Origin of the sequence: Sulfitobacter dubius (assembly GCF_900113435.1) — a bacterium.
Lineage (GTDB): Bacteria > Pseudomonadota > Alphaproteobacteria > Rhodobacterales > Rhodobacteraceae > Sulfitobacter > Sulfitobacter dubius.
In genome coordinates this window covers 373,221-399,080 of sequence record NZ_FOPG01000002.1, presented here as the reverse complement: position 1 = coordinate 399,080, position 25,860 = coordinate 373,221, and the positions used below count along the sequence as shown (strand labels likewise).

24 protein-coding genes are annotated in these 25,860 nt (G+C 59.8%); 16 read left to right on the top strand and 8 right to left on the bottom strand.

Going from position 1 to position 25,860, the window contains the following annotated elements:
* The first annotated feature begins 81 nt into the window (after positions 1 to 81).
* The 8 genes from regB to trxA all read left to right on the top strand — a co-directional run bounded on the left by regB (position 82) and on the right by trxA (position 11,966).
* Positions 82 to 1,473, top strand: coding sequence for a sensor histidine kinase RegB (regB, locus tag BM229_RS10630; RefSeq protein WP_093927616.1), 1,392 nt, complete (start codon positions 82 to 84; stop codon positions 1,471 to 1,473).
* An 86-nt stretch (positions 1,474 to 1,559) separates the two neighbouring features.
* A complete protein-coding gene (locus BM229_RS10625; RefSeq protein ID WP_093927615.1) occupies positions 1,560 to 3,086 on the top strand; it encodes a PAS-domain containing protein in 1,527 nt (508 codons plus the stop codon).
* A 56-nt stretch (positions 3,087 to 3,142) separates the two neighbouring features.
* Complete coding sequence (gene tsaE / locus BM229_RS10620; RefSeq protein ID WP_093927614.1) at positions 3,143 to 3,616, top strand: tRNA (adenosine(37)-N6)-threonylcarbamoyltransferase complex ATPase subunit type 1 TsaE; 474 nt, start codon at positions 3,143 to 3,145, stop codon at positions 3,614 to 3,616.
* Complete coding sequence (locus tag BM229_RS10615) at positions 3,613 to 4,626, top strand: aminoglycoside phosphotransferase family protein (RefSeq protein ID WP_208604062.1); 1,014 nt, start codon at positions 3,613 to 3,615, stop codon at positions 4,624 to 4,626. The genes tsaE and BM229_RS10615 overlap by 4 nt, the downstream gene beginning before the upstream one ends.
* Entirely contained in the window at positions 4,599 to 5,291 is a 693-nt protein-coding gene (locus BM229_RS10610; protein WP_093927612.1) for a nucleotidyltransferase family protein, read from the top strand. Before BM229_RS10615 ends, BM229_RS10610 begins: the two co-directional genes overlap by 28 nt.
* Complete coding sequence (gene addB / locus BM229_RS10605) at positions 5,284 to 8,241, top strand: double-strand break repair protein AddB (RefSeq protein WP_093927611.1); 2,958 nt, start codon at positions 5,284 to 5,286, stop codon at positions 8,239 to 8,241. The genes BM229_RS10610 and addB overlap by 8 nt, the downstream gene beginning before the upstream one ends.
* Positions 8,238 to 11,609 (top strand): double-strand break repair helicase AddA, encoded by a 3,372-nt coding sequence (addA, locus tag BM229_RS10600; RefSeq protein WP_093927610.1) that lies wholly within the window; start codon positions 8,238 to 8,240, stop codon positions 11,607 to 11,609. Before addB ends, addA begins: the two co-directional genes overlap by 4 nt.
* 36 nt (positions 11,610 to 11,645) lie before the next feature.
* Complete coding sequence (gene trxA / locus BM229_RS10595) at positions 11,646 to 11,966, top strand: thioredoxin (protein ID WP_007118424.1); 321 nt, start codon at positions 11,646 to 11,648, stop codon at positions 11,964 to 11,966.
* Between the two features lie 65 nt (positions 11,967 to 12,031).
* Here the strand turns inward: trxA and BM229_RS10590 are convergent, their stop codons facing one another.
* Positions 12,032 to 12,934 carry a hypothetical protein gene (locus BM229_RS10590; RefSeq protein ID WP_093927959.1) on the bottom strand — a complete coding sequence of 301 codons (903 nt, stop codon included), beginning with the start codon at positions 12,932 to 12,934 and terminating at the stop codon, positions 12,032 to 12,034.
* Positions 12,935 to 13,034: 100 nt separating this feature from the next.
* Between BM229_RS10590 and hslV the strand changes: the two genes are divergently transcribed.
* From hslV to BM229_RS10575, 3 genes are read left to right on the top strand one after another with little or no spacing between them, the layout of a single operon-like run.
* Positions 13,035 to 13,595, top strand: coding sequence for an ATP-dependent protease subunit HslV (hslV, locus tag BM229_RS10585; protein ID WP_067623712.1), 561 nt, complete (start codon positions 13,035 to 13,037; stop codon positions 13,593 to 13,595).
* A complete protein-coding gene (hslU, locus tag BM229_RS10580) occupies positions 13,592 to 14,899 on the top strand; it encodes an ATP-dependent protease ATPase subunit HslU (protein ID WP_093927609.1) in 1,308 nt (435 codons plus the stop codon). The genes hslV and hslU overlap by 4 nt, the downstream gene beginning before the upstream one ends.
* Before the next feature lie 38 nt (positions 14,900 to 14,937).
* On the top strand, positions 14,938 to 16,155 hold the full coding sequence (locus tag BM229_RS10575; protein ID WP_093927608.1) for an MFS transporter: 1,218 nt from the start codon (positions 14,938 to 14,940) through the stop codon (positions 16,153 to 16,155).
* Here BM229_RS10575 and BM229_RS10570 read toward each other — a convergent pair.
* The 3 genes from BM229_RS10570 to BM229_RS10560 are packed head-to-tail and all read right to left on the bottom strand — an operon-like array spanning position 16,152 to position 18,426.
* On the bottom strand, positions 16,152 to 16,736 hold the full coding sequence (locus BM229_RS10570; protein ID WP_093927607.1) for a Smr/MutS family protein: 585 nt from the start codon (positions 16,734 to 16,736) through the stop codon (positions 16,152 to 16,154). The two genes, BM229_RS10575 and BM229_RS10570, sit on opposite strands and share 4 nt — an antisense overlap.
* Positions 16,733 to 17,725, bottom strand: coding sequence for a murein transglycosylase A (mltA, locus tag BM229_RS10565; RefSeq protein ID WP_093927606.1), 993 nt, complete (start codon positions 17,723 to 17,725; stop codon positions 16,733 to 16,735). The genes BM229_RS10570 and mltA overlap by 4 nt, the downstream gene beginning before the upstream one ends.
* 41 nt (positions 17,726 to 17,766) lie before the next feature.
* Complete coding sequence (locus BM229_RS10560; RefSeq protein WP_093927605.1) at positions 17,767 to 18,426, bottom strand: Tim44/TimA family putative adaptor protein; 660 nt, start codon at positions 18,424 to 18,426, stop codon at positions 17,767 to 17,769.
* A 104-nt stretch (positions 18,427 to 18,530) separates the two neighbouring features.
* Here BM229_RS10560 and BM229_RS10555 point away from each other — a divergent pair, with 104 nt between their 5' ends.
* Entirely contained in the window at positions 18,531 to 19,031 is a 501-nt protein-coding gene (locus tag BM229_RS10555; RefSeq protein ID WP_093927604.1) for an FxsA family protein, read from the top strand.
* Between the two features lie 65 nt (positions 19,032 to 19,096).
* Positions 19,097 to 19,579, top strand: coding sequence for a protein-export chaperone SecB (gene secB / locus BM229_RS10550; RefSeq protein ID WP_093927603.1), 483 nt, complete (start codon positions 19,097 to 19,099; stop codon positions 19,577 to 19,579).
* A gap of 3 nt (positions 19,580 to 19,582) precedes the next feature.
* On the opposite strand, the gene dnaQ is transcribed toward secB, so the two are convergent.
* From dnaQ to BM229_RS10530, 4 genes are read right to left on the bottom strand one after another with little or no spacing between them, the layout of a single operon-like run.
* Positions 19,583 to 20,272: a DNA polymerase III subunit epsilon gene (gene dnaQ / locus BM229_RS10545; RefSeq protein ID WP_093927602.1), complete on the bottom strand. Its 690-nt coding sequence runs from the start codon at positions 20,270 to 20,272 to the stop codon at positions 19,583 to 19,585.
* Positions 20,265 to 20,858 (bottom strand): dephospho-CoA kinase, encoded by a 594-nt coding sequence (gene coaE, locus BM229_RS10540; protein WP_093927958.1) that lies wholly within the window; start codon positions 20,856 to 20,858, stop codon positions 20,265 to 20,267. The genes dnaQ and coaE overlap by 8 nt, the downstream gene beginning before the upstream one ends.
* On the bottom strand, positions 20,855 to 21,688 hold the full coding sequence (locus tag BM229_RS10535) for a shikimate dehydrogenase (RefSeq protein WP_093927601.1): 834 nt from the start codon (positions 21,686 to 21,688) through the stop codon (positions 20,855 to 20,857). The genes coaE and BM229_RS10535 overlap by 4 nt, the downstream gene beginning before the upstream one ends.
* Positions 21,685 to 22,284 (bottom strand): Maf family protein, encoded by a 600-nt coding sequence (locus tag BM229_RS10530; protein WP_093927600.1) that lies wholly within the window; start codon positions 22,282 to 22,284, stop codon positions 21,685 to 21,687. Before BM229_RS10530 ends, BM229_RS10535 begins: the two co-directional genes overlap by 4 nt.
* 406 nt (positions 22,285 to 22,690) lie before the next feature.
* Between BM229_RS10530 and BM229_RS10525 the strand changes: the two genes are divergently transcribed.
* The 3 genes from BM229_RS10525 to mnmE all read left to right on the top strand — a co-directional run bounded on the left by BM229_RS10525 (position 22,691) and on the right by mnmE (position 25,855).
* Positions 22,691 to 23,140: a CopD family protein gene (locus BM229_RS10525; RefSeq protein ID WP_093927599.1), complete on the top strand. Its 450-nt coding sequence runs from the start codon at positions 22,691 to 22,693 to the stop codon at positions 23,138 to 23,140.
* Positions 23,141 to 23,264: 124 nt separating this feature from the next.
* Entirely contained in the window at positions 23,265 to 24,536 is a 1,272-nt protein-coding gene (gene rho, locus BM229_RS10520) for a transcription termination factor Rho (protein WP_093927598.1), read from the top strand.
* 32 nt (positions 24,537 to 24,568) lie between these two features.
* Positions 24,569 to 25,855, top strand: a complete 1,287-nt coding sequence (mnmE, locus tag BM229_RS10515; protein WP_093927597.1) for a tRNA uridine-5-carboxymethylaminomethyl(34) synthesis GTPase MnmE — start codon at positions 24,569 to 24,571, stop codon at positions 25,853 to 25,855.
* Positions 25,856 to 25,860 lie beyond the last annotated feature (5 nt).

Below are 25,860 nucleotides of genomic sequence, written 5' to 3'. Positions count from 1 at the left end.
CGGCCGCTCTTGATCGTGTTTCGCCGCAGACCTACGCTAGATCGCAGGTGATGCAAGACGCAATAAAGTGATGGGGCTAAGATGACGCAGGCAAATATTCGGCCCCTCGACGGGCGCACCCGCGCCAGTTGGATCCGGCTGCGCACCATGATCGTGCTGCGTTGGTTCGCCATCGCCGGGCAATTGACTGCCGTGACCGTCGCGCAATCAGCGCTTGGCCTGCAGCTGGCCTTTGGCCTTTGTTATCTGACGATCGGTGCCTCGGTGGTGGGCAACCTCGTCGCAGCCTTCGTCTTCCCACAAAACAAGCGCCTGTCCGAGCGTGAGAACCTCGCTATGGTGCTGTTTGACCTGTTGCAGCTCACCCTGCTGCTCGGGCTGACTGGGGGGCTTAACAATCCCTTTGCGCTACTGCTGTTGGCGCCGGTCACAATCTCGGCGACGGCGCTTAGCCTACGTTCGACACTGGTTTTGGGCGCGACTGCGATTATCGCGGCGTCGGTGCTGGCGTTGTGGCATCTGCCGCTGGTGACGCAATCGGGTGATGTGCTGCGCCAGCCCGGTATCTTTGTCTTTGGCCATTGGGCTGCCCTGCTGATCGCAATCGTCTTTACCAGCGCCTACTCGCGGCGCGTGACTTCTGAGGTGCATTCGATGGCAGACGCACTTTCGGCCACCCAGCTTGTATTGGCGCGCGAACAGAAACTGTCGGACCTAAGCGGCGTCGTCGCTGCCGCCGCTCATGAGTTGGGCACGCCGCTGGCCACTATCAAACTGGCCAGTACCGAACTGCTCGGGGACCTCGAAGACCGCCCAGCTCTAGCCGAAGACGCCGCGCTGATCCGCGATCAGGCTGACCGCTGTCGCGATATTCTGCGCGACATGGGGCGCATTGGCAAAGACGATCTGCACATGCAGCGCGCGCAGCTGACAGCCGTGGTGAAAGAGGCCGCAGAGCCGCATTTGGAACGGGGCAAGACGGTCATGTTTTCCGACAATCCGATGGCCCGAGACCACGCGCGCCCGCCAACCATTCCGCGCAAACCTGAAATCATCCACGGTCTGCGCAATCTGGTGCAGAACGCAGTGGATTTTGCCGAAACCACCGTTTGGATCGAAACTGAATGGTCGACCGATGATATTTCGGTGCGGATCATCGACAATGGGCCCGGCTTCCCCCCGCAGCATTTGGGCCGAATTGGGGACCCCTTCCTGCGCCGCCGCAGCGGCACGACAAGCGAACCTGCGCGTCCAGAATATGAGGGCATGGGGCTGGGGCTTTTCATCGCCAAGACCTTTCTAGAGCGTTCCGGTGCGCGGCTGCGATTTGCCAATGGATCAGACAGTGGTTGGCTGCGCGGGCTGCCGCCCGCAGGCAGTGGGGCCGTGGTCGAAGTGGTCTGGTCGCGCCACCTGCTCGACCTTGGCCCAGATGACAATGTGTTCGGGGAAAACCAACGCCTGACTGTTTAACGACGGCCTTGGGAGAATTTGTTAACGATGCTTTAACCTTTGGTCTCCAAGGTAAGGCGTCGCATTTGCCGAAAGGGTTTTCCGTCATGGCATTGCCAGACGTTCTCATTGTGCTTGCCGCAGCCTGCGTATCTGCTTTGGTCGCCCTTTGGTGGCTTAGCACCCTCGGTACGCGTACAACGAAAGCCCCCCCAGATATCGACGACATGAGCCTGCTTTTCGAGGATGGGCACCTGATCCACGGGTCTGACAACGCCCTTACCCGCTTTGCCCTCGCCCCCGGTTATCACCATTGGGAGGACATTCGCGAGGCGCTGTTAACGCGGTTTCCCGAATTTCCCGCCTCCCCCCGCCATGGGGCAACCGGAAATCTAACGCTCGCGGCCGAAGATGGGGACAGCCCGCCAGAGCTTCGTATCACATGGCGGGACGCGCTGTGTTGGTTGCATCTGCCACAGACCCGTGCGGCAGAAGAAATCACAAAGGAAACATTTACCAAACTCGCCGCCCTGCGCCGCGCCAGCGACAGCAGCCCAAACCCCGCATGGCAAACCGAGGCGGGCGGACGCATCATCTGGCACAACAAGGCCTATGCGGCGCTGAAACAAAAGGCGCAGCATGATCCTGAATGCGGGGGCGCCGCCCTGTTCAGCACGCCGTCGCCCGATCATCCCAACCGCGTCTGCTTGCGCAGTGCCCAAGGGGAAAAGCCGGATTGGTACGCGCTGACCACCACCTGCGAAGATAACCTACAGATTTACCACGCCACCTGCATCAATGCCGTTGTCGCCGCTGAGGAAGCACAACGCAACTTTGTCCAGACCCTCGCTAAAACCTTTGCGCATCTGTCCATCGGCTTGGCAATCTTTGACCGAAACGGGCAGTTGGCGCTGTTCAATCCGGCCTTGGTTGACCTTACCGCGTTGCCCGCACCCTTCCTCAGCGCCCGGCCCACTATGGTGTCTTTCTTTGATCAACTGCGCGAAAGCCGCCGCATGCCAGAGCCGAAGAACTACAAGAACTGGCGGCAAGAGATCGCCGAGGTGATCGCCGCCGCGACCGATGGGCGCTATCAGGAGACTTGGTCCCTCGAAAACGGTCAGACCTACAGCATTCGGGGCCGCCCTCATCCAGATGGAGCCACCGCTTTTCTGATCGAAGACATCACTGCCGAGGTTACTCTGACCCGCAATTTCCGCGCCGAACTTGAGCAAAGCCAAAGCCTTCTTGACACATTAGAGGATGGTTTCGCCGTCTTTTCAGCTTCCGGCGTGCTGACGGTCTGCAACGCTGCATATCGCACCCAGTGGAAACAAGACCCCGATAAAAGCTTTGCCGAGATAACCATTGATGACGCCATCCGCGTTTGGCGCGAAATGTCATCGGCAAATCCGCTTTGGGCCGACATCGCTGAATTTGTCATGTGCCGGGGGGACGGCGCAGGCTGGAACATGCCCATCTATCCCCTCAAAGGTGCGCCGCTATCATGCGAAGTATCAGCCATCGCGTCAGGCGCGACGCTTGTGCGCTTTCGCCCGATCCCGGTTGGCGCGGCCAGACAGGATCGCTCTGCCGCCCCTATGGCAAGCGACCAGCGGCAACCCCCCAAGTAGAGCACCTCCATCCGCTTTGATCTTGCGGCTGAGCGTCGGCACGCTAAGCATGGGGCATGTCCGAAGATACACTTTCCCTCCTGCTCAGCGGCCCGGATGAGACCGCCCAGCACGCGCGGCAATTGGCCCGCCGCCTATCCCCCGGCGATGTTGTCCTGCTCAGCGGCGATGTCGGAGCGGGCAAAACCCATTTCGCTCGTGCGTTAATCTCTGAACTGCTCGACTATCCCGAAGACATCCCCTCGCCCACTTTCACGCTGGTGCAGACTTATGGGGTGCAAGGCGGCGCGATCTGGCACGCTGACCTATACCGGCTAACCTCTACCCATGAGATTGAGGAACTGGGGCTGATTGACGCGTTCCACGATGCGATTTGTCTGGTGGAATGGCCGGATCGTCTGGGGCCGCTCGCACCCCGCGGGGCGCTGCACATCACCCTTGCCCCCGATGCCGAGGAAGACACCCGCACACTGACCGCCAAATGGATTGGCGCCGATTGGGCCGACAAGCTGATCGAGTGGCACAGATGACCCAGCGCACCCCCCTAGTCGAAACCTTCCTGCAAAATGCAGGCTGGTCCGATGCCACGCGAAAACTGCTGGCCGGTGACGCCTCAAACCGGCGTTATGATCGGCTTCGCAGAACGAATGGTGAAACGGCTATATTGATGGACGCCCCGCCTAACCGCGGCGAAGATGTGCGCCCCTTCTTTCAGGTTGCTGAACATCTGACGGCCAACAACCTCAGCGCGCCGCAGATTTACCACATAGACAGCGACCACGGGCTCTTGCTGATCGAAGACCTTGGTGACGCATTATTCGCCAAGCTGATGGCGACCGATCCTGCGCAGGAACTTCCGCTTTACCGTGCCGCTACCGACGTGCTGGTCCAACTCCATGCCGCGCCCCTGCCCGATCTGCCGATCTGCGACGCCGATTGGCTCACTGAAATGGCGGCCCCTGCGTTCGATTTCTATGCGCCGGATAGCGGGCAAGGCCCAAACGCCGCTTTTGCGCAGGCGTTTCACCCTCTTGCAACCGCGTTGGACGCCGCGCCCAAAGTCGTGATCCTGCGCGACTACCACGCCGAAAACCTGCTTTGGTTGCCGCAGCGTGCGGGGGCCGCGCGCGTGGGCCTGCTGGATTTCCAAGATGCACTGCTGGGCCACCCGGCCTATGATCTTGTCTCGATCCTGCAAGATGCCCGCCGCGATGTTTCGCGCGTGACTGAAGCAAAAATAATAGATTATTATCTTGCTCAGACCGGGCAGGACGAAACCGCCTTCCGGCACGCATATGCTCTGCTCGGTACGCAGCGCAACCTGCGCATCCTCGGTATTTTTGCCCGCCTCTGCATACGCGATGGCAAACCGCATTATGTCGACCTGATCCCCCGTGTTTGGCAACATTTGCAACACAACCTAAGCCATCCCGCGCTATCCACTGTGGCAGACAGTATCGCGGGCGCACTGCCCCACCCTACCCCCGATTTTCTGGAGCATTTGAAAAGCCAATGCGCGAGTACCCCGACGCCATCATGATGTTTGCTGCCGGGTTCGGCACGCGCATGAAGCATCTTACCCAGAACCAGCCCAAGCCCATGGTGCCGGTCGCCGGTCGCCCGCTGATTGACCACGCGCTTGACCTTGCCCAAGCGGTTTCGCCTGCGCGGATCGTCGCGAACCTGCATTACCTGCCCGATCAGCTAGACACGCATTTGCGCGCACAAGGCGTCAAGACGATCACTGAGACGCCTGACATCCTCGACACCGGCGGCGGGCTGCGCAACGCGCTGCCTCTGCTGAGCGCGGGGCCGGTTTTCACCATGAACAGTGACGCAATCTGGGCTGGGCCAAACCCGCTTACAATGATCCGCGAGGCCTGGGATCCGGCACGAATGGATGCGCTTTTGATGACCGTGCCGTTGGAAAATACTCTCGGCCATGGCGGCACGGGCGACTTTACCCGCGCCGCGGATGGCCGCCTGCAACGTGGGCCGGGTGAGGTATATGGCGGGGTGCAGATCATCAAGACCGACCTGTTGGCCGATATCGAAGCCAAGGCATTCTCACTCAACCTGTTGTGGGACATGATGCTGGCACGCGGTACGCTGTTTGGCCTGCCCTATAGCGGGCGATGGTGCGACGTGGGGCATCCCGGCGGCATTCCCCTTGCCGAAAGCCTCTTGGCAGGTGCCGATGTTTGAGCCGCAGGACAGCCCCCGCGTCTTTGGCCTTGCCCCCGGCGTCGACTTCCCGCGCGGATTGGTGCGCGGGCTGTGCGACCGGTTGGAGAATGGCCCGCCCGAGGCGATGGCCCGCGTTGAACTGCTGGTCAACACCAACCGAATGGCCCGCCGGTTGCGCCATGATTTCGACGCAGGGCCGGCAGGGTTTCTGCCGCGCATCCGGCTGATCACGGACCTTGACGCCTTGGCGCCCAGCGTTGCCCTGCCAGCGCCGACCCCGCCCCTGCAACGGCGGCTCGAACTGATCCAACTGGTTTCGCGTCTGTTGGATGCCGCGCCGGATCTCGCGCCGCGGGCCTCGCTTTATGCGCTGTCGGACAGTCTTGCGGGGCTGATCGACGAGATGCAGGGCGAAGGGGTCTCTCCCGAGACAGTGGCCGGGCTGGACGTTGGCCATCTCTCGGCCCATTGGGAGCGCGCGCAGCGGTTCCTTGCCATCGCGCATGACTATCTGGGCCAGACCACCACCCGCCCGGATGCCGAGGCGCGGCGGCGGCAACTGGTCGCCCGGATCATCGCCCGTTGGCAGGACGCGCCACCGCAGCATCCGGTGATCCTTGCCGGGTCCACCGGCTCGCGCGGGACAACCGCACTGCTGATGGAGGCCGTGGCCCGCCTGCCCCAAGGCGCGATCATCCTGCCGGGTTTTGATTTCGAGATGCCGACCGCCGTTTGGAACGAATTGGATCAAGCGCTTTTGGCCGAGGATCACCCGCAATACCGTTTCCGCAAGCTGATGAATATGCTTGGCGTTTCACGGGGGGCGATTGAGCCTTGGTGCGAGATGCCCCCCGTTTCTGAGGCACGCAACAAGCTGCTGTCGCTTTCGCTCCGGCCTGCGCCGGTCACCCATGCTTGGCTGAACGAAGGGCCAAAGCTGGATGACCTGCATGGTGCCACGGCTGACATCACCCTCATCGAAGCGCCCACCCCGCGGGTCGAGGCTTTGGCCATCGCGCTGCGCCTGCGCCAAGCTGCCGAAGACGGGGTGAAAGCCGCGTTGATCACGCCCGACCGGATGCTCACCCGGCAGGTCACGGCGGCGCTTGATCGGTGGAACATCCTGCCTGACGACAGCGCCGGGATGCCGCTGCAACTCTCTCCGCCGGGGCGGTTCTTGCGCCATGTGGCGGCGCTGTTTGTCCGAAAACTGGATGCCGAAGCGCTGCTGACCCTGTTGAAACACCCGCTGACACACAGCGGCGCGGGGCGGAATTTCCATCAGCTCTATACCCAGCGCTTGGAGGCTGAGATCCGCCGCCACGGGCTGCCCTACCCCGACGCCGAAGGGTTGACCGAAATCGCGGAACGCGCGGCAAAGCGGATGGAAGACCCCAGCGGCTTCCGCGATTGGGTTGCTTGGCTGGGCGAGGTTTTCCCCGGCCACGACGCCCCCGGCGAGCGGCCCCTGCCCGATTGCGTCGCGGCACATTTGGCACTGGCCGAAAAGATCGCCGCCGGACAACCCTCCGACCCCGATCACCTGCTCTGGCAGCACGGCGCGGGCATTGCGGCCGAGGCGGTGATGGCGAACCTCACGGAACATGCGGCCCACGGCGGGGCGATGAACGCCGCCGATTATGCCGATCTGCTCGGCGCGCTCTTGTCCCAAGAAGAGGTGCGTGAGGCCGATACCCCGCACCCCGACATCATGATCTGGGGCACGATGGAGGCGCGGGTGCAGGGGGCCGAGTTGGTCATCCTTGGCGGATTGAACGAAGGCACATGGCCCGAAGCGCCGCCGCCCGATCCATGGCTCAACCGTCAAATGCGCGAGAAGGCCGGGCTGCTGCTGCCCGAACGGCGCATCGGCCTGTCGGCGCATGACTATCAACAGGCCATTGCCAGCCCCGAGGTTTGGATCACCCGCGCGATCCGGTCGGATGAGGCAGAGATGGTGCCATCGCGCTGGTTGAACCGCTTGGGCAACCTGCTGGGCGGCTTGGGCGACACCGGCGGGCCGGAGGCGTGGAAGGCCATGCAGCAGCGCGGTAACCATTGGCTGGATCAGGTGCGTGCCTTGGAAGCGGTAGAGCGCACCGCCCCGGCCACGCGCCCCTCGCCCCGCCCGCCGCGCGCGGCGCGCCCGCGCAAACTGTCGGTGACCGAGATCAAGACGCTGATCCGTGATCCCTATGCCGTCTACGCCAAGCACAGCCTAAAATTGCGTCCGATCAACCCGCTGGTGCAATCTCCCGACGCGCCGGTGCGGGGCATCGTTTTGCACCGCATCATGGAAGATTTCGTGAAGCTGGTGGCCCGCGATCCTGCGCGGCTGACCCGCGACACGCTGATGCAAGTGGCCGCCGAAGTGCTGGAGGAGGAAGCCCCATGGCCCGCCGCCCGCGCCATGTGGCTGGCGCGGATCGACCGGATCGCCGATTGGTTCATCGCCCGTGAAAGCCAGCGGGCGGGTTTTTCCAGCCCCGTGGCCTTTGAGCAAGGCGCGCGCGGCAGCTATACCTTTGCTGACCTCGGCTTTACCCTCAGCGGGTTTGCGGATCGGATCGACCAGACCGATGATGGCGATGTGCTGATCTATGACTACAAGACCGGAACCCCGCCGGGCAAAAAGGAACAGCGCCTTTTTGACAAGCAACTCTTGATCGAAGCAGCGATGGTCGAGCGTGGCGGCTTTCCTGAGGTGGGCGTGGCCCATGTGGCCCATGCTGCCTTTATCGGGTTGGGATCGAAACCCGTCGAAGTACCCGCGCCGCTTGAAGAGGAGAACCCTCAGGAAGTGCTGGCTGGCCTTCACGCGCTGCTCTCACGCTACCTCGATGAGGGGCAAGGCTTCACGGCGCGGCGCATGGTGCAGACCGATGCCTTTGCCGGAAACTTTGACCAACTCGCCCGTTTCGGCGAATGGGACGGCACCAGCCCCGCCAAACCGGAGGATCTGGAATGATGCGCGATTTTGACGACGCCACCCGCGCCCAGATCGAAGCGGCGCGGCCCGATGCCTCCACTTGGCTGACGGCCAACGCAGGCTCTGGCAAGACCCGCGTGCTGACCGACCGCGTAGCGCGGCTGTTGCTGGATGACGTGGAGCCGCAGCATATCCTTTGTCTGACCTACACCAAGGCTGCCGCCTCTGAGATGCAGAACCGTCTGTTCAAACGCTTGGGCGAATGGGCGATGCTGAAGGACAAGGCACTGCGCGATGCCTTGGCCGATCTTGGCGTGCAGGGCGAATTAGCGCCTGAGCAATTGCGCAATGCCCGCACCCTTTTCGCCCGCGCGATTGAGACGCCCGGCGGGCTGAAAATCCAAACCATCCACTCCTTCTGCGCGGCCCTTTTGCGCCGCTTCCCGCTGGAGGCGCAGGTCAGCCCGCAATTCACCGAGATCGAAGACCGCGCCGCCGATCTGCTGCGCGCCGAGATCGTTGATGAGATGGCCGAAGGCGAAGATGCCCCGCTGGTCGCCGAGATCGCGCGGCATTACACAGGCGAGGATTTCGCCAGCCTTACCCGCAGCATCGTGGGCCAGCGCGATGCTTTCACCGACCCCCGGTCATGGGCCGAGATCCTAACGCTTTTCGCCCAGCCCGAAGACCTGACCGAGGAGAAAATCGCGGCATCGGTCTTTCTTGGCAGCGAAGCGGCGATGATGGCCGAGATCATCCCGCATCTGCTGGCCAAAGGCGGCAATGACGGCAAGGCTGGCGCGGCACTGCAAGAGATCGACCGCTATGATCTCTCTGCCCTGCCCCAGCTCGAAAATATCCTTTTGACTGGCAGCGGCGCCAAGGCGCCCTTCACCGCAAAAATTGGCAGTTTTCCGACCAAGCCGACGCAAAAGGTCATCGCAGAACAGATGCCGCAGCTTGAGCAATTGATGCAGCGCGTTGAAGATGCCCGCGAAGCTCGGCTGGCCCTAAATGCGGCGCGCAAGTCCTATGTGCTGCACCGGTTCGCAGCCCGTTTTCTTGAGCGTTACGCAGATGAGAAGCAAAAGCGCGGCTGGCTCGACTTTGACGATCTGATCCTCAAAGCCCGCGCTTTGTTGACCGACAAGGCGGTGGCGGCTTGGGTGCTGTTTCGCATCGACGGCGGCATCGACCATATCCTTGTCGACGAGGCGCAGGACACCTCGCCGCGCCAATGGGATGTGATCGAACGGCTGACAGATGAATTTTACTCAGGCGCTGGCGCACGTAACGAGTTGGATCGAACGCTTTTCGTCGTGGGTGACAAGAAACAGTCGATCTACTCATTCCAAGGGGCCGACCCCGAAGAGTTGGACCGCAAAGGCACGACATTCGAGCAGAAGATCGGCGAAGCGGGGCAGTTTTTCCAACGCCGCAGCCTCGCGTATTCTTTCCGGTCCTCTTCGGCGATTTTGCAAGCGGTCGATGGGGTTTTCGACCCCGCGATCCAGACCGGCTTTACCAATGACGGCCATATGGCCTTCAAGGATCGCCTGCCCGGCCGCGTCGATCTTTGGCCCTTTATCGAAAAGGCGGGCCCCGACGAGGAAGGCGATTGGACCGATCCCGTGGACCGCCGCAGCGCGCGGCATCACACGGTGCAACTGGCCGAACGCATCGCGCGGCGGATCAAGGAGCTAACCACCGAAGCGCATTACCTGCCCGACGACAGCAAGGGCGGCTTGGCGCGGCGGCGTATCCAACCGGGGGATTTCCTGATCCTCGTGCAGCGCCGCTCGGCTTTGTTTTCCGAAATTATTCGCGCCTGCAAAGCGGCGGAACTGCCTATCGCAGGGGCGGATCGGCTGAAGGTCGGAGCCGAGCTCGCGGTGCGCGATCTGGCGGCGATCCTGTCCTTCCTTGCCACGCCTGATGACGACTTATCGCTCGCAACCGCGTTGAAATCACCACTGTTCGGCTGGTCAGAACAACAGCTTTTTACCCTCGCCCACTACCGCAAGGAGGATCACCTCTGGCAGGCGCTGCGTGGCCAGACCGAGACCCACGCCGCCACCCTCGCCGTACTGCGGGACCTGCGCGGGCAGGTTGATTACCTGCGCCCTTACGACCTGATCGAACGCATTCTCACCCGCCATGATGGCCGCCGCAAGCTGCTCGCGCGGCTGGGGCCAGAGGCCGAGGATGGGATCAACGCGATGCTAAGCCAAGCACTCTCTTACGAGCGCGGCACGGTGCCCAGCCTGACCGGGTTCCTGCAATGGATGCAGACCGATGATCTGGAAATCAAACGCCAGATCGACAGTGCGTCGAACCAGATCCGGGTGATGACGGTGCATGGGGCAAAGGGTCTGGAAGCGCCGATCGTGATCCTGCCCGACACCGGGCGGCGCGATGTGACGATCAAGGATGAGATCATCACCCTCGATGGCACGCCTGTATGGAAAGCCCCGGCGGATGATATGCCCCAACCCATGCGCGCGCGGCTCGACGAGATGAAAGAAGCCGCGTTGCAAGAGCGGCTTCGGCTTTTCTATGTGGCCATGACGCGGGCCGAGAAATGGTTGATCGTGGCGGCGGCGGGGGAACTGTCGAAAGATGAATCCTCTTGGTATCAGATCACCGCTGCCGCTTTGGCCCGGCTGCACGCCGAACCTTTGGGCGATGATGGTACTCTGCGCTATCAACAGGGCGATTGGGATGCGCTCGACATCATTGAGACGCCTGAGAAAGTTGTCACAACGCCTGCGTTAGACCCTATTTTCGCCCGCTCAGCCCCCTCTCCTCATGGGGAGGATAAAACGCTCTCCCCCTCTGATCTTGGCGGTGCCAAGGCGCTGGCGGGCGAGGCGGGCTTTGATATGGATACCGCGCTAAGCTATGGCACTTTAGTCCATGAGTTGCTGGAGCACCTCCCGCTTATGACAACGGAAGCGCGGCAGATATTCTTGGACCGTTTGGCCCGAAATCACCCCACCGAAATGATCGCCCGCGCGCAGGACGAGGCGGAAGCTGTGCTGCGTACCCCTACCCTCGCCCCGCTGTTTGCCGACACGACGCTTGCCGAAGTGCCAGTGACCGGAAGCCTCGGAAAACAGCGTCTACACGGCACGATCGACCGTTTGGTGATCGCCGAAGATCACATCCTTGCCGTCGATTTCAAAACCAACCGCGTGGTTCCCGGCACGGCTGAGGCTTGCCCGGATGGTCTGTTGCGTCAGATGGGAGCCTATGCCCATATGTTGCGTCAGATTTACCCTGATCGGCGGATTGAGACGGCCATCCTATGGACAGCAGCGCCCGCGCTTATGGTGTTACCCAACGATATCGTGACAAATGCGCTGCGTGCCCTGCCATATCTTGACGCCACTGCCATGCGTTCATAGGTTCAGGCCTCAACCCATTCCTGTCAGGAGAGCATCATGGCAACCGTCGCAGTCACCGACGACACTTTCGACGCCGAAGTCAAAAATTCGGACATTCCGGTTCTGGTCGATTTCTGGGCCGAATGGTGCGGCCCGTGCAAACAGATCGGCCCTTCGCTGGAAGAGCTGTCGGATGAAATGAACGGTCGCGTGAAGATCGTCAAAGTCAACGTCGACGAAAACCCGAACTCGCCCGCTCAGGTCGGCGTGCGTGGTATTCCGGCGCTGTTCATCTTTAAAGACGGGCAGGTCGTATCGAACCTTGCTGGCGCGCGCCCAAAGGCCGCTCTGCAAAGCTGGATCGAAGAATCGATCTAATTTCAGTATTTTGCTGAATTACAGTTACGAAAACGGGCGCCTTTCGGGGCGCCCTTTTCATTGGGTCAGACCGGCCATCCGAAGCGTCGGAACCGGGCGGCGATTTTCTCATTGGCCTCTGGGCGGCCCGCGTTGATGCAGTTCTCTTGCCAGAACCACCATAGATAGGCCGCGAAATCCGGCGTAGCCTCTTGAGCGGCGGCAAAGCTGTAGCTGAGATCTGCCAGATCTGCCCTGACACCAATATGATGAAAGTCGATTTTTCCAAAGAACAGGGCCGGTTTACCAAAGAAATACCCTGAAAATGCGGCCGCTGAATTCTGGGTCACGACAAATGCACACCCCTGCAAATGCCGCTCCATATTACCCAATGTAAGGGTTAAACGCGGGTGCCGCGCTGCAAGGTTTTCCAGCGACGATAACTCCTCTGAACTATAGGTCTCTTTTGGGTGCAAGGCCGCCACAACAGCGTCCGGGCAGTGCACTAGCGTATGCTCTAACATCGCTAAGGGGCTGCACGATTGGAACGACCGCCGCTGTAACAGGCGGCCCTGTAGCGGCACATAGATCGGCCCATCCCGGCGAGCTTGTTGCGGAGCTTCGCCAAACAGGCGTTTTTGCCAGAATTTGTAAAACCGACTTGCTACCTCAGGGTCAATATTCGCCGAATTAAACTTGGATTGGGCCACATCCCATAACCAACGCTCTTGTCGCGCTTCGATCTGCCAGAACGGGTAGTAATAGCAGCGGCGAAACACCAAACCGTGCGCGGTTGGGGCAGGGGCCATATGGGTCAGTGATAGGCCATTGGGGTCACCTAAAGGACCACCAATATTGCGGTATGTGACCCTAAATTGGGCATTCTCCAGTACATGCGCCACTTTACCAATGAAGTTATGTGCGCCAGCTTCTGCGCTCTCCCGCAGTGGGGGTTCCAGATAAATATCAACGTGGGCGCGATCCTGCATAGCGCAGAGGTTAGCCCGCCGCCCATCCGCCCACAAGCGGCGCTGCCCTTGTCCTGCCTTGCCACGGGGGCCATATAGACGCCAAGCGACAGGAGGCCCCATGGCACAGAACGACGATTTCCCCGGTTGGCACGGGACCACGATCATTGGCGTCAAAAAAGGCGGCGAAGTGGTGATTGCCGGTGACGGACAGGTCAGCCTTGGCCAGACCGTGATCAAAGGCACCGCGCGCAAAGTGCGCAAGCTCAGCCCCGGCGGCTATGATGTGGTGGCGGGGTTTGCGGGCTCTACTGCCGACGCGTTTACACTGCTGGAGCGCCTAGAGGCCAAGCTAGAAGCGACACCGGGGCAACTGGCCCGTGCGAGTGTCGAATTGGCCAAGGACTGGCGTACCGATAAATACCTGCAAAAGCTGGAAGCGATGCTGATCGTGACCGATGGCAAAGACCTGCTGGTGATCACCGGCGCGGGCGATGTGCTGGAGCCGGAGCACGAAGTCGCCGCGATCGGCTCGGGTGGGAACTACGCCCTCGCCGCGGCCCGCGGCATGATGGACAGCGACCGTGATGCCGAAACCATCGCTCGTGATGCCATGGCGATTGCCGCCGACATCTGCGTCTACACCAACGGCAAACTCACCGTGGAGAAAATCACCGCATGACCGACCTGACCCCCCGCGAGATCGTATCCGAACTGGACCGTTATATCATCGGCCAGAATGACGCCAAACGCGCCGTTGCCGTGGCCCTGCGCAACCGCTGGCGGCGCAAGCAGTTGTCGGATGATCTGCGCGACGAAGTGTATCCTAAGAACATCTTGATGATCGGCCCCACCGGCGTTGGTAAGACCGAGATCAGCCGCCGTTTGGCCAAGTTGGCCCGTGCGCCATTTATCAAGATCGAAGCGACCAAGTTTACCGAAGTCGGCTATGTCGGCCGGGACGTCGAACAAATCATCCGCGATCTGCTCGACAGTTCTATCGCCATGACCCGCGAGTTCATGCGCGAGGATGTGAAAACCAAGGCCGAACAAGCCGCCGAAGAGCGCGTGATCGACGCCATTGCCGGGACTGACGCCCGTGATGGAACGCGCGAGATGTTTCGCAAGAAACTGCGCAGCGGTGAGCTTGACGACACGATGATCGAGCTTGAGGTCGCCGACACCTCCAGCCCCTTCCCGATGATGGACATTCCCGGCCAACCCGGCGGCGGCGCAGGGATGATGAACCTTGGCGATCTGTTCGGCAAAGCTATGGGCGGGCGTACCACTAAAAAGCGCCTCGCCGTTGCTGACAGCTATGAGGTTCTGTTGGGCGAAGAGGCCGACAAACTTCTCGACGATGAAGCCGTGAACCGCGCTGCCATCGAAGCGGTAGAGCAGAACGGTATCGTCTTCCTTGATGAGATCGACAAGGTCTGCGCCCGTTCTGACGCGCGTGGTGGTGATGTTTCACGTGAAGGTGTGCAGCGCGATCTATTGCCGCTGATTGAAGGCACAGTCGTTTCAACCAAACATGGTCCGGTGAAAACCGATCATATCCTCTTTATCGCTTCGGGTGCGTTTCATATCGCCAAACCATCGGATCTGCTGCCCGAGCTTCAGGGCCGTTTGCCAATCCGTGTGGAACTGCGGGCGCTGACCGAAGAGGATTTTGTCCGTATCCTGACCGAAACCGACAACGCCTTGACGCGCCAATACACAGCCCTAATGGAGACAGAGCAACTGACCGTCACCTTCACCGAAGAAGGCATCGCAGCGCTGGCCAAAATCGCAGCGGACGTGAACACATCGGTTGAAAACATCGGTGCGCGGCGGCTCTATACCGTGATGGAACGGGTGTTCGAGGAAGTCTCTTTCGACGCGCCCGACCGTTCTGGGCAAGAAATCACCGTCGATGCCGACTTTGTAGAAAAGAACTTGGGCGAATTGACACGTTCGACCGATCTTAGCCGCTACGTTCTTTAGGGCTTCCCTTTCCTCCATGCCCCGGCGATGAAAGGGGCATGGAGTACCTTGTATTTTTGCGACGTAACTGGCTGTTTCTGCTGGCCGGTTTCCTGCTCACCTTCACCTCGTCTTATGGGCAAACCTATTTCATCTCGCTGTTTGCGGGGGTGATAAAGGGTGATTTTGGCCTAAGTGATGGCCAATGGGGTGGCATCTATACGGTGGGCACCACGCTTTCGGCGATCACCATGGTTTGGGCCGGGGTGCTGACGGATCGGTTCCGCGTGCGAGCGCTGGCCTTTGGCGTAATGGTGGCGCTTGCTGGCGCCTGCTTGGCCATGGCAGCGGTGCCAAACTGGACCGCGCTGATCTTTGTTATCTATGCCTTGCGGCTTACCGGACAGGGGATGATGTCTCAGCTGGGACAGGTCGCCATGGTGCGTTGGTTCGAAGCCTCGCGCGGGAAGGCGCTTTCGCTTTCCTCTATGGGTTTTGCGGCCGGGCAGGCATTTCTACCAGTGATCTTTGTAGCGCTGTTCGCCAGTTTTCATTGGCGTAGCCTTTGGGTGCTGGCCGCCGGGCTGGTGGTGCTGACCATCCCCGTGATCCTATTGTTGCTACGGCAAGAGCGAACACCGCAGAGCATGGCCGATCAGGCGCAGCGCGCGGGCATGAACGGGCGCCATTGGACACGGGGTGAAATGCTGCGCTCTGGTTTATTCTGGATGATGATCCCGATGGCCATCGGCCCCGCAGCATGGGGCACGGCGCTGTTCTTTCAACAGGTGCACCTGACCGAGGTAAAGGGCTGGGAGCTGGTAGAGTTTGTGGCGCTGATGCCGGTTTACACTCTGTCGGCGGTGGCCTGTACGTTCCTTTCAGGCTGGGCGATCGACCGATTTGGCGTCAGCCGCGTGCTGCGGATACAGATGCTGCCCTTTGCGTTGTCTTTCGTTGTGTTAGCCTATGCCGATACGCTGTGGATGGCCGGGATCGCGCTGGTGATCTTTGGCGCCGGGCAGGGGATGCAATCGACTGCACCGGCGGCCTTTTGGGCGGAATATTACGGCACACGCCATGTGGGTTCGATCAAGGCGGTTGCAGCGGCACTGATGGTCTTTGGGTCTGCTATTGGGCCAGGCGTTACGGGGCTTTTCATTGACCTTGGCGTCGATTTCCCACGGCAGATGCTGCCAATAGCAGTGTATTACCTAATTGCCGCCGGTCTTGCGACATGGGCGATCCATCGCTATAAACCTTGGCTGCCCCGTTAACAATGACGGCGTAGATAGACGTAGTATGCGCCGCCGCCACCGTGACTGATATGGGCTTGTGAAATTTGCAGCACCAACGCGTTTAGCGGCGGCATTGCCAGCCATTGCGGCACCTGATGGCGCAGCACCCCGTCGCGCACGGGAATCGGGCCACCTTCGTCACGGCGTTTGCCCTTGCCGGTAATCACCAACACCAGTCGTTTGCCGCGCGCGTGGGCGTCCATGATAAAGCCGTTCAGCGCGGGATGCGCACGGTCAAGCGTCATGCCATGCAGGTCAATCCGGCCTTCGGGGCGCAGCTTGCCACGTTTCATCTTGCCGAAAGCCTTGTGATCCATCTGAACGGGTGCGGCCTTCATCTGTTCACTCAAGGTGGGGCGCAGATCGTTGCTGCGCTTTTTCGCGGTCGGCTGGGGTTTGCTGCCCTGAAGCGTGATCTTGGCCCGTCGCACCTGTGGTGGGGCAGGGGCGGGCGCGTCGATTTCGGGCGTGAAAAGCTCGTTCAATTCCAGCTTTTCAGTCCGCTCAGTCACCCGGCGCCAAAGCGCTAGGTCATCGTCATTTAACCGCCGCCGTTTCATATCGCGCTCTCTGGTAGAAAGGCATAGGCGCGTTGGATTGGCATCAGCACCATCATCCGACCCGGATCGCGCAAGCGCCCAGCGGCGCGGCCTGCCTTGTCACCGGTGCCGAAAAACACGTCAGCACGCTGCGTGCCTTTGATGGCCGAGCCGGTGTCTTGCGCAACCATCAAACGACGCATCGGTTTCTTGCCGTCTTTCTCTAACCAGACCGGCGCACCCAGTGGGACATGGGCCGGGTCCACCGCAACGCTGCGCAATGTGGTTAAGGAACGGTTCATCGCCCCCAGCGGCCCTTTATCGGCAGGCACGCGGCTAACCTCACGGAAAAATACGTAAGACGGGTTGTGATATAGCAATTCGCGACCATCCTCGGGGTTACGGCGCACCCAGTTCTTGATCACATCGGCGCTGACCTGATGCGCCTCATAGACGCCACGCCGGACCAATTCGACCCCGATCGAACGGTAATCATGGCCGTTGGCACCGCGATAGCCGACACGCAGATAGCTGCCATCGGGCAGACGGATACGACCAGAACCTTGAATTTGCAGAAAGAAAAGCTCGACCGGGTCATCGACCCATGCGATTTCCAGCCCCCGGTTGCGCATGACTTCGCCGTCTAGGATCTCGCGTCGGGTCAGCCACGGGCGAATCTCCTCGGCTTCGGGCGGCATGGCGTAGATCGGATACTGGAAACGCGCGGAAGGGTAGAGATCGCCGTCAAGTTCTGGTTCAAAATAACCGGTAAATAGCGCGTCTTGACCGTCTTCCATCAGCACTGGTCGGAAGAAAAGCTCAAAGAACTGGCGCGGGTCTAAGCCGTCTTTCGCAAGCTTGCATAGCGCACGCCAGTCGATGTCTTTCATATCCCCGCATGTGCTGGTGAAAACCTCGAACGCGGCGGCGTGATCATCGTCGGCCCAGCCGTCAAGCTGGTCAAAATCCATAACCGTATAATGCACTTCTGCTGTGGCCGGCGTGTTCATTGATACACCGGCCAACAGCGCAAATGCGCAAAGGGCACGTGCTACCCGTCTGTGGAAACCAGCAGCCAATTCGGATCATCCGAGCCCATGACACGGGCAAAGACCCATGTATCTTTTTGGCGTTTGATTTCGTTGACGCTGCCTTCGACAATCTCCCCTTCACGGTTGCGCACCGCCGAGGTTAATTCGCCGACAAAGCGGATGGTAAGTTCGGCTTCGTTCGTGCCCTCTTCCATCCTTGCATCAATCAGTTCCAATTCACGCACGCCGATGAAATTAGCCTCAATCGTCAGACCTTGGTCTTCCCGGGCGGCTACGCCATCAACGAAACTCTCGTATACATCCTCGGCCAAGAAAGGCTGAATTTCCGCAAGATCGCCACGCTCATAGCCCATGACGATCATTTCATAGGCGCCGCGTGCACCTTGCAAGAAATCGTTCACACCAAAAGACGGTTCAACGCGCTTCATCTCGGCAAGCGCTTTGCCCGAAGTGCTGTCTTCGGGGACGTGATCGGTAATATCGAGATCCGGTCCGCCTTCGATAACTTCGAACGACGGGCCACTGCGGGCCGCGGGGGTTTGATCACTGACAGGAGGCTTTTCAAAACCTTCACGTGTGCCGAGCACATTTTTCAGGCGCAGGATCAGGAATACGGCGATACCGGCAAGCACCAGAAGCTGTATCAGGGGAGAATTCATCGAAACCTCATTCAGGGGTGGCATGGAAACATGCGAGTTAAGCTCTTATGTAGGTGTTCGACCGGGGCAAGTCCACTCTGCCCCCAGCGAAAGGACCCCGCCACATGTGGCTATTGATCGCATTTATCGCCGTGCCTCTGATCGAGATCACGCTTTTCATCCAAGTCGGGGGCGCTATCGGGCTCGGCTGGACACTTGCCGTTGTGGTATTCACTGCCATTCTGGGCACGTGGTTGGTGCGTTCTCAGGGGGCAATAGCCATGGGGCAGCTGCGCAGCTCTTTCTCTGATCTGCGCGACCCGACGGAACCTTTGGTGCATGGCGCGATGATCCTTTTTTCCGGCGCACTTTTGCTAACGCCGGGTTTTTTCACTGATGCGGTCGGCTTTGCCTTCCTGATCCCGAGCTTTCGGGCGGCGGCCTACCGTGCGATCCGTGACCGCGTGAACATCCAAAGCTTTGGCACGCCCGGTGCCGGTATGGGCCCGGGCCCCGGCCCCCAAGGCAGGCGCAATCCGCATGGCGATGTGATCGACGGCGATTTTCACGAGATTCCCGAACAACCACGCCAGACCAAAGGACCATCCGGCTGGACAAAGGATTGAGCGGCCCGTGCCGACCTGCTAAGTCCGGGTAGATTTAAGAAATTAACCACAACAGGACACAAACCATGGCAGAAAACGAAACACCGCAACCCAAACAACCGCAGATGCGCGTTTTGGGCCAGTTCATCCGCGACATGTCCTTTGAGAACATCATGGCGCAAAAGGGTGCGCCTGCGGATGTGCAACCTGACGTTCAGGTTCAGGTGAACCTCGACGCGAAAAAGCGCCCCGGGGAAAGCCAGTATGAGACAGCGATCAAGCTGAACATCACCTCAAAAGCGAAAGACGGCGACGCAACGCTTTTCGTGCTGGAAATCGACTATGTCGGTATTTTTCAGGTCGAGAACGTGCCCGAGGAGCAGATGCACCCCTATCTGCTGATCGAATGCCCGCGCATGATCTTCCCGTTCCTGCGCCGCATCGTGAGTGACGTGACTCGCGACGGTGGCTTCCCGCCGTTGAACCTCGAAAACATCGACTTCCTGTCGCTGTACCGCAACGAAGTTGCGCGCCGTCAGGCCGAGAACCCGCCGAAAGCCGACGCCTAAGCGTCAGCCAAGCTGTTTCCACAGCGCGTCGTCGCCCAGTTTGCCGACAAATTCGGCATGGGCGGCGGCTTCGGCCTCTGTCAGATGTGAGGGCAGGGGATTGGGCCGCGGTTTCGGGGTCCAGCGCGTGTCAGGCTCACCGGATTTCCGTTCGGGCGCCGATGACAGCGCAAAGTCGGGCTGCCGCCCCCCGATCAATTCCAGATAGACTTCGGCCAGAATTTCACTGTCGAGCAACGCGCCGTGCAAGGTCCGCGATGTATTGTCGATGCCAAAGCGGCGGCAAAGCGCGTCGAGCGAGGCGGGCGATCCGGGGAAGCGTTTGCGCGCGATTTCGAGCGTATCAAGCGCTTGTTCCCATGGGATCTGCGGCAGACCCATCCAGCGCAGTTCGGCATTCAGGAATTTGATGTCGAAGGCGGCGTTGTGGATGATCAGCTTGGACGTGCCAATGAAGTCGAGGAATGACTTGCCGATCTGTGCGAACTTGGGCTTGTCGCGCAGAAAATCATCGCCCAGCCCGTGCACCTGAAACGCCTCTTCGGGCATGGCGCGTTCGGGGTTGATATATTGGTGATAGGTTTCGCCCGTGGCCATATGGTTCATCAGCTCAACCGCGCCGATTTCGACGATGCGGTCGCCGCTTTCGGGGTCAAAGCCGGTGGTTTCGGTATCGAGCACGATTTCACGCATGGCGTAGCTTTTCCCTAATGTCGCGGATCACATCCCGCACCTGCGCGCGGGCATGGTCGAGCGTGTCGGTCACTATTACATAGTCTGAACGGGCGCACTTCTCTTTGGCGGGCATCTGCTTGGCGCGGATGGCATCGAATTGCGCCTCGGTCATGGTGCCACGGACAAGCACGCGGTCGCGTTGGACGGCGTCGGGGATGGTGACGCAGACCACCGCGTCCATCGCAGCGTTGCCGCCAGTCTCAAACAGCAGCGGAATGTCGAGCACGGCGATGTCATTGGTTGCACTGGAAAGGAACGCGGCGCGATCTTGCGCGACAAGCGGATGAACGATGGCCTCAATCCGGGGCAGGGCGGTGGGGTCGGCGGCGATGATCTCTTTCAACGCGACGCGAGAGACCGCGCCATGTTCAATCGCTGTCGGAAACGCCGCCTGCATCGGCGCGACCGCCGCACCACCGGCGGCATAGAGCCGGTGTACCGCTGCATCGGCATCCCAGACGGCGCAGCCTTGCTCGGCAAACATCTGTGCCGTGGTCGACTTGCCCATGCCAATCGACCCGGTCAGCCCGAGGAGAACCATCAGCGCAGCACCGCCGTGCGCGTGGCGCGATTGACCTCTGGCCGCTGGCCGAACCAACGCTCAAAGGCGGGCACCGCTTGATGCAACAACATGCCCAGCCCATCGACCGTGACGCAGCCCATTTCCTCAGCCGTTTCAAGCAGATGCGTGCGCAGCGGTGCGTAAACGAGATCTGTCACAACCGTGCCGGGGCGCAGACCATCCAGCGGTACACGCAAGGCACCCTTGCCGATCATGCCAAGCGATGTGGTGTTCACCACCAAGGCGGCATGGTCAATCATATTGCCCGCCTGCACCCAATCGATGACCTTGACCCTGCTGCCGAAATCTCGCTGCAACTGCTCTGCCCGCACGCGGGTGCGGTTCGACAGGCAGATCTCAGGCACGCCAGCGTCTAAAAGCGACGACACCACAGCGCGCGCTGCACCGCCAGCACCCAAGATCGCGGCTGGTCCGGATTTGGGATCCCAATCGGGCGCACCGGCTTTCAGGTTTTCGATGAACCCGTAGCCATCCGTATTGTCCGCGTGGATTTTCCCGTCTGCGCGGAAGATCAATGTATTCGCCGCCCCGATCAATGTGGCGCGGTCGGTAATGAGATCCGCAATCTTCATCACCGCCTCCTTATGGGGGATCGTGAGATTGACCCCTACAAAACCCATCTTGGGCAGCGTTCTCAGCACCTGCTCCAGAACGTCGGGCGCCACATCAAGGGGTACGTAATGGCCTGCAATGCCGTAGGTCTCTAGCCAATGGCCGTGCAACTGCGGCGATTTGGAATGCGCGATGGGCGATCCAATTACTCCGGCAAGGGGGATTTTCGACAGGCTCATGTCTCGAGGTCTCCGCGCAGCGTCAGATAGTTTAGCAACTCAAGAAATGGCATACCGAGGACGTGAAAGTAATCCCCCTCAATCTGGGTGAATAGCCGCACGCCTTCCTCTTCGAGCTTGTAACAGCCGACAGCGTGGCGGATGCTGTCCCAATTCCGCTCGACGTAGTCCTTGATATAGGCGTCACTTGCGTCACGCATCCGCAGGCGCACTTGGCCGACATGCCGCCACAGCGGTTCACCATCTTCGTAGAGCACAGCGGCAGAGAGCAGCGAATGCCGATCCCCGCGCAATTGGTGAAGCTGCGCGATGGCCTCATCCCGATCACGGGGCTTGTGCAACATCTCTCCGCGGTGCTCCAAGACCTGATCGCAACCTAATACCAGCGCGCCGGGGCGTTTCTCGCTCACTTTGCGGGCCTTCATCTCGGCCAATGTATCGGCAATGTCGCGCGGTTTCGCCGCCTCTGCACGCAGCGCAGCGGTGATCATCTCTTCGTCGATCCGCGCCGGGATCACCTCATGCGGGATCGCGGCCTGCGCCAACAGCTGTGCACGTATTTCCGAGCCGGAGGCGAGGACGATTTTTTGCGGCATGTGGATAACCCTGTGATGAACTGGCGCAAATCTTGAGGATTTGTTCTGCGAGATAAACGTTGACAGCACAAGCCCGCAGATCTCGCCACGAGTCGCAGTTTTTGTCGCCGATTCCCACCCCGATGGATAGGGATAAGCCGCTTGTGCGTATAACCACGGCACTTCACCGGTTATCCCCGCTTTGATACATTTTGTCCCCCGGAAAATACGCTGGCAAGATCCTGAGAAAGTTCAACATTCGCGAATCGGGGTAGGTTTATCCACAGGCGGCCGCGAAGTTTGTTCACCTGTTGATAAGCGGCGGTATAAATCATTAATCCACAGGAATCCGGCTCCCTACAATCAACTACATCTTTTCTCTTTTCTTATTTATTAAGAAAGAAGCACGCACACCGGAGCCTTACCCATGTTTGATCTTCTCAGCCTCGCCTATCCGTGGATCAAAGGGCTCCATATCGTGTCCGTCATCAGTTGGATGGCCGCGCTATTTTATCTGCCACGGCTCTTCGTGCATCATGTCGAACAGGCAGGCTCGGCAGGTCGGATGCATGAGACTTTCTCGATGATGGAATTTAAGCTCGCTCAGTTCATCATGCGCCCCGCGATGATGGCGACATGGGGTTTCGGCCTCGCCCTCGTTCTAACGCCCGGAATCGTTGACTGGACGATGATCTGGCCATGGACCAAGGGTGCCAGCGTCATTGCCATGACGGTTTTCCACGTTTGGTTGAAAAAACAGGTTAAATCCGTCGAAAGTGGGGAGAGCACGGTCACAGGCCGTCAGTTCCGGCTTTTGAACGAGGTGCCGACGCTTTTGATGATCGTGATCGTCTTCTCTGTCGTGGTGAAATTCTAGACCGATTGACTCAAGCGGTCCCGTTGCCTATATCTGCGAAACTGTCCCGTCCGGGGCGGTTTCTGCTTGCCACATTCAAATGATCGACCAGCCCGCATTTTGCTGCGGCTGAACAGGATGCCCCATGACAACCGAAACGCTGAACCTCGCTGATCTCAAGGCGCAGACGCCGAAGAACCTGCTCGCCATGGCCGAAGAGCTGGAAATCGAAAACGCCTCGACCATGCGTAAAGGCGAGATGATGTTCCAAATTCTCCGCGAACGCGCGGATGAGGGTTGGGAAATCTCTGGCGACGGCGTGCTGGAGGTCCTGCAAGACGGATTCGGCTTCCTGCGCTCTCCGGAGGCGAACTACCTGCCGGGCCCCGATGACATCTACGTTTCGCCAGACATGATCCGGAAGTGGTCCCTGCGCACCGGGGATACCATCGAAGGTCTGATCAAAGCGCCTGACGATACAGAACGCTATTTCGCTCTGACCGAAGTGACCAAGATCAACTTTGAGGCACCTGAGAAGGCCCGCCACAAGGTTGCTTTTGAGAACCTGACGCCGCTCTACCCTGACGAGCGTCTGACGATGGAGGTCGATGACCCCACCATCAAAGACCGCTCCGCGCGGATCATCGATCTGGTCTCACCCATCGGTAAGGGCCAGCGTTCGCTGATCGTCGCCCCGCCGCGCACAGGTAAAACCGTGCTGCTGCAGAACATCGCCAATAGCATCGAAAAGAACCATCCAGAGTGCTATCTCATCGTCCTGCTGATCGATGAACGGCCCGAGGAAGTCACCGACATGCAGCGTTCGGTAAAGGGGGAGGTCGTTTCCTCCACTTTCGACGAACCTGCAACACGCCACGTGGCCGTGTCCGAGATGGTGATCGAGAAAGCCAAGCGTCTTGTCGAACACAAGCGTGACGTTGTGATCCTGCTCGATTCGATCACCCGTCTGGGCCGCGCCTTCAACACCGTGGTGCCATCTTCGGGTAAGGTTCTGACCGGTGGTGTCGATGCAAACGCCCTGCAGCGCCCGAAACGTTTCTTCGGTGCTGCACGGAACATCGAAGAGGGCGGATCGCTCACCATCATCGCAACCGCGCTGATCGACACCGGCAGCCGCATGGACGAAGTGATCTTTGAAGAGTTCAAAGGTACCGGCAACTCCGAAATCGTGCTGGACCGCAAGATCGCAGATAAGCGCGTCTTCCCGGCCATCGATATTCTTAAATCCGGCACACGGAAAGAAGATCTGCTGGTTGATAAGGTGGACCTGCAAAAGACATTCGTCCTGCGCCGCATCCTCAACCCGATGGGCACTACCGACGCCATCGAGTTCCTGCTCGGCAAGCTCAAGCAAACCAAGTCGAATTCTGACTTCTTCGACTCCATGAACACCTGAGTTATTAAATAATAACAATAGGTTAGTGAAGTATGGACACGATATTCGCCCAAGCGTCAGCGCCGGGCCGTGCCGGGGTTGCGGTGATCCGCATTTCCGGCCCCCGGGCCTTCGCGATCGCGGAGAAGATCACCAGCCAACGTCCTAAGGGGCGCGAAAGCGCGCTGCGCAATCTTCGGGGCGCCGATGGGGAGGTCATTGACCAAGCTTTGGTGCTCAGCTTTCCCGGGCCGAATTCCTTCACTGGCGAAGATGTAGTTGAGCTACAAGTACATGGATCGATCGCTGTCGTGCGCGCGATGCTCTCACTGCTCGCGACATTACCGGAAACGCGAATGGCTGAGGCAGGTGAGTTCACCCGGCGCGCTCTAGAGAATGAAAAGCTGGACCTCGTACAGGTCGAAGGTCTGGCAGATCTCATCGAAGCCGAAACCGAGGCTCAAAGAAAGCAAGCTCTCCGCGTTCTCTCCGGACATCTTGGTGCCCGTATCGAACACTGGCGGAAAGACCTGATCCGGGCCGCAGCCCTGCTTGAAGCGACCATCGACTTCGCAGACGAAGAGGTGCCCGTCGATGTCACCCCAGAGGTCGACGCGCTGCTTACCAAAGTCGGGGAAGAGTTGCAGGCCGAAGCGAGAGGCACCTATGTCGCAGAGCGCGTTCGCAATGGCTTCGAAGTTGCCATCATTGGCGCGCCGAACGCTGGAAAATCGACCCTGCTAAATGCTCTCGCAGGCCGTGACGCCGCGATCACATCCGAAATCGCTGGCACGACCCGGGACGTTATCGAGGTGAGGATGGACCTCGGCGGTCTTCCGGTGACACTGCTGGATACGGCGGGTCTGCGCGATAGCGATGATAAGATTGAGGCCATCGGAATCGAGCGGGCCATCGAACGCGCGAAAGCCGCAGACTTGCGGGTCTTTCTTGCCGCACCGGATGAGACTTTGATGATCTCTCCGGAACCCGACGATATTGTGGTCCGACCAAAAGCGGACCTCTCAGGTATGGAAGAAAGCGGGATCTCAGGAAAAACCGGGCAGGGTGTCTCTGAGCTTATTGCTCGGGTTCAAACGATCCTTTCGGCGAAGAGCGCCAGCATCGGCCTCGCGACGCATGAGCGACATCGCGTCGCTTTGGAGCAAGCCGTCTCGTGTTTGGCTGAGGTAGATGTTACCCTACAGCGAGGGCCAGACTTTTATGATCTAGCCGCGGCGGAATTGCGATTCGCGATACGCGCGCTGGAAACTCTGGTCGGCCGCATAGACGTTGAAAACTTGCTGGATGAAATCTTCACCAGTTTTTGCGTAGGTAAATGATGGAG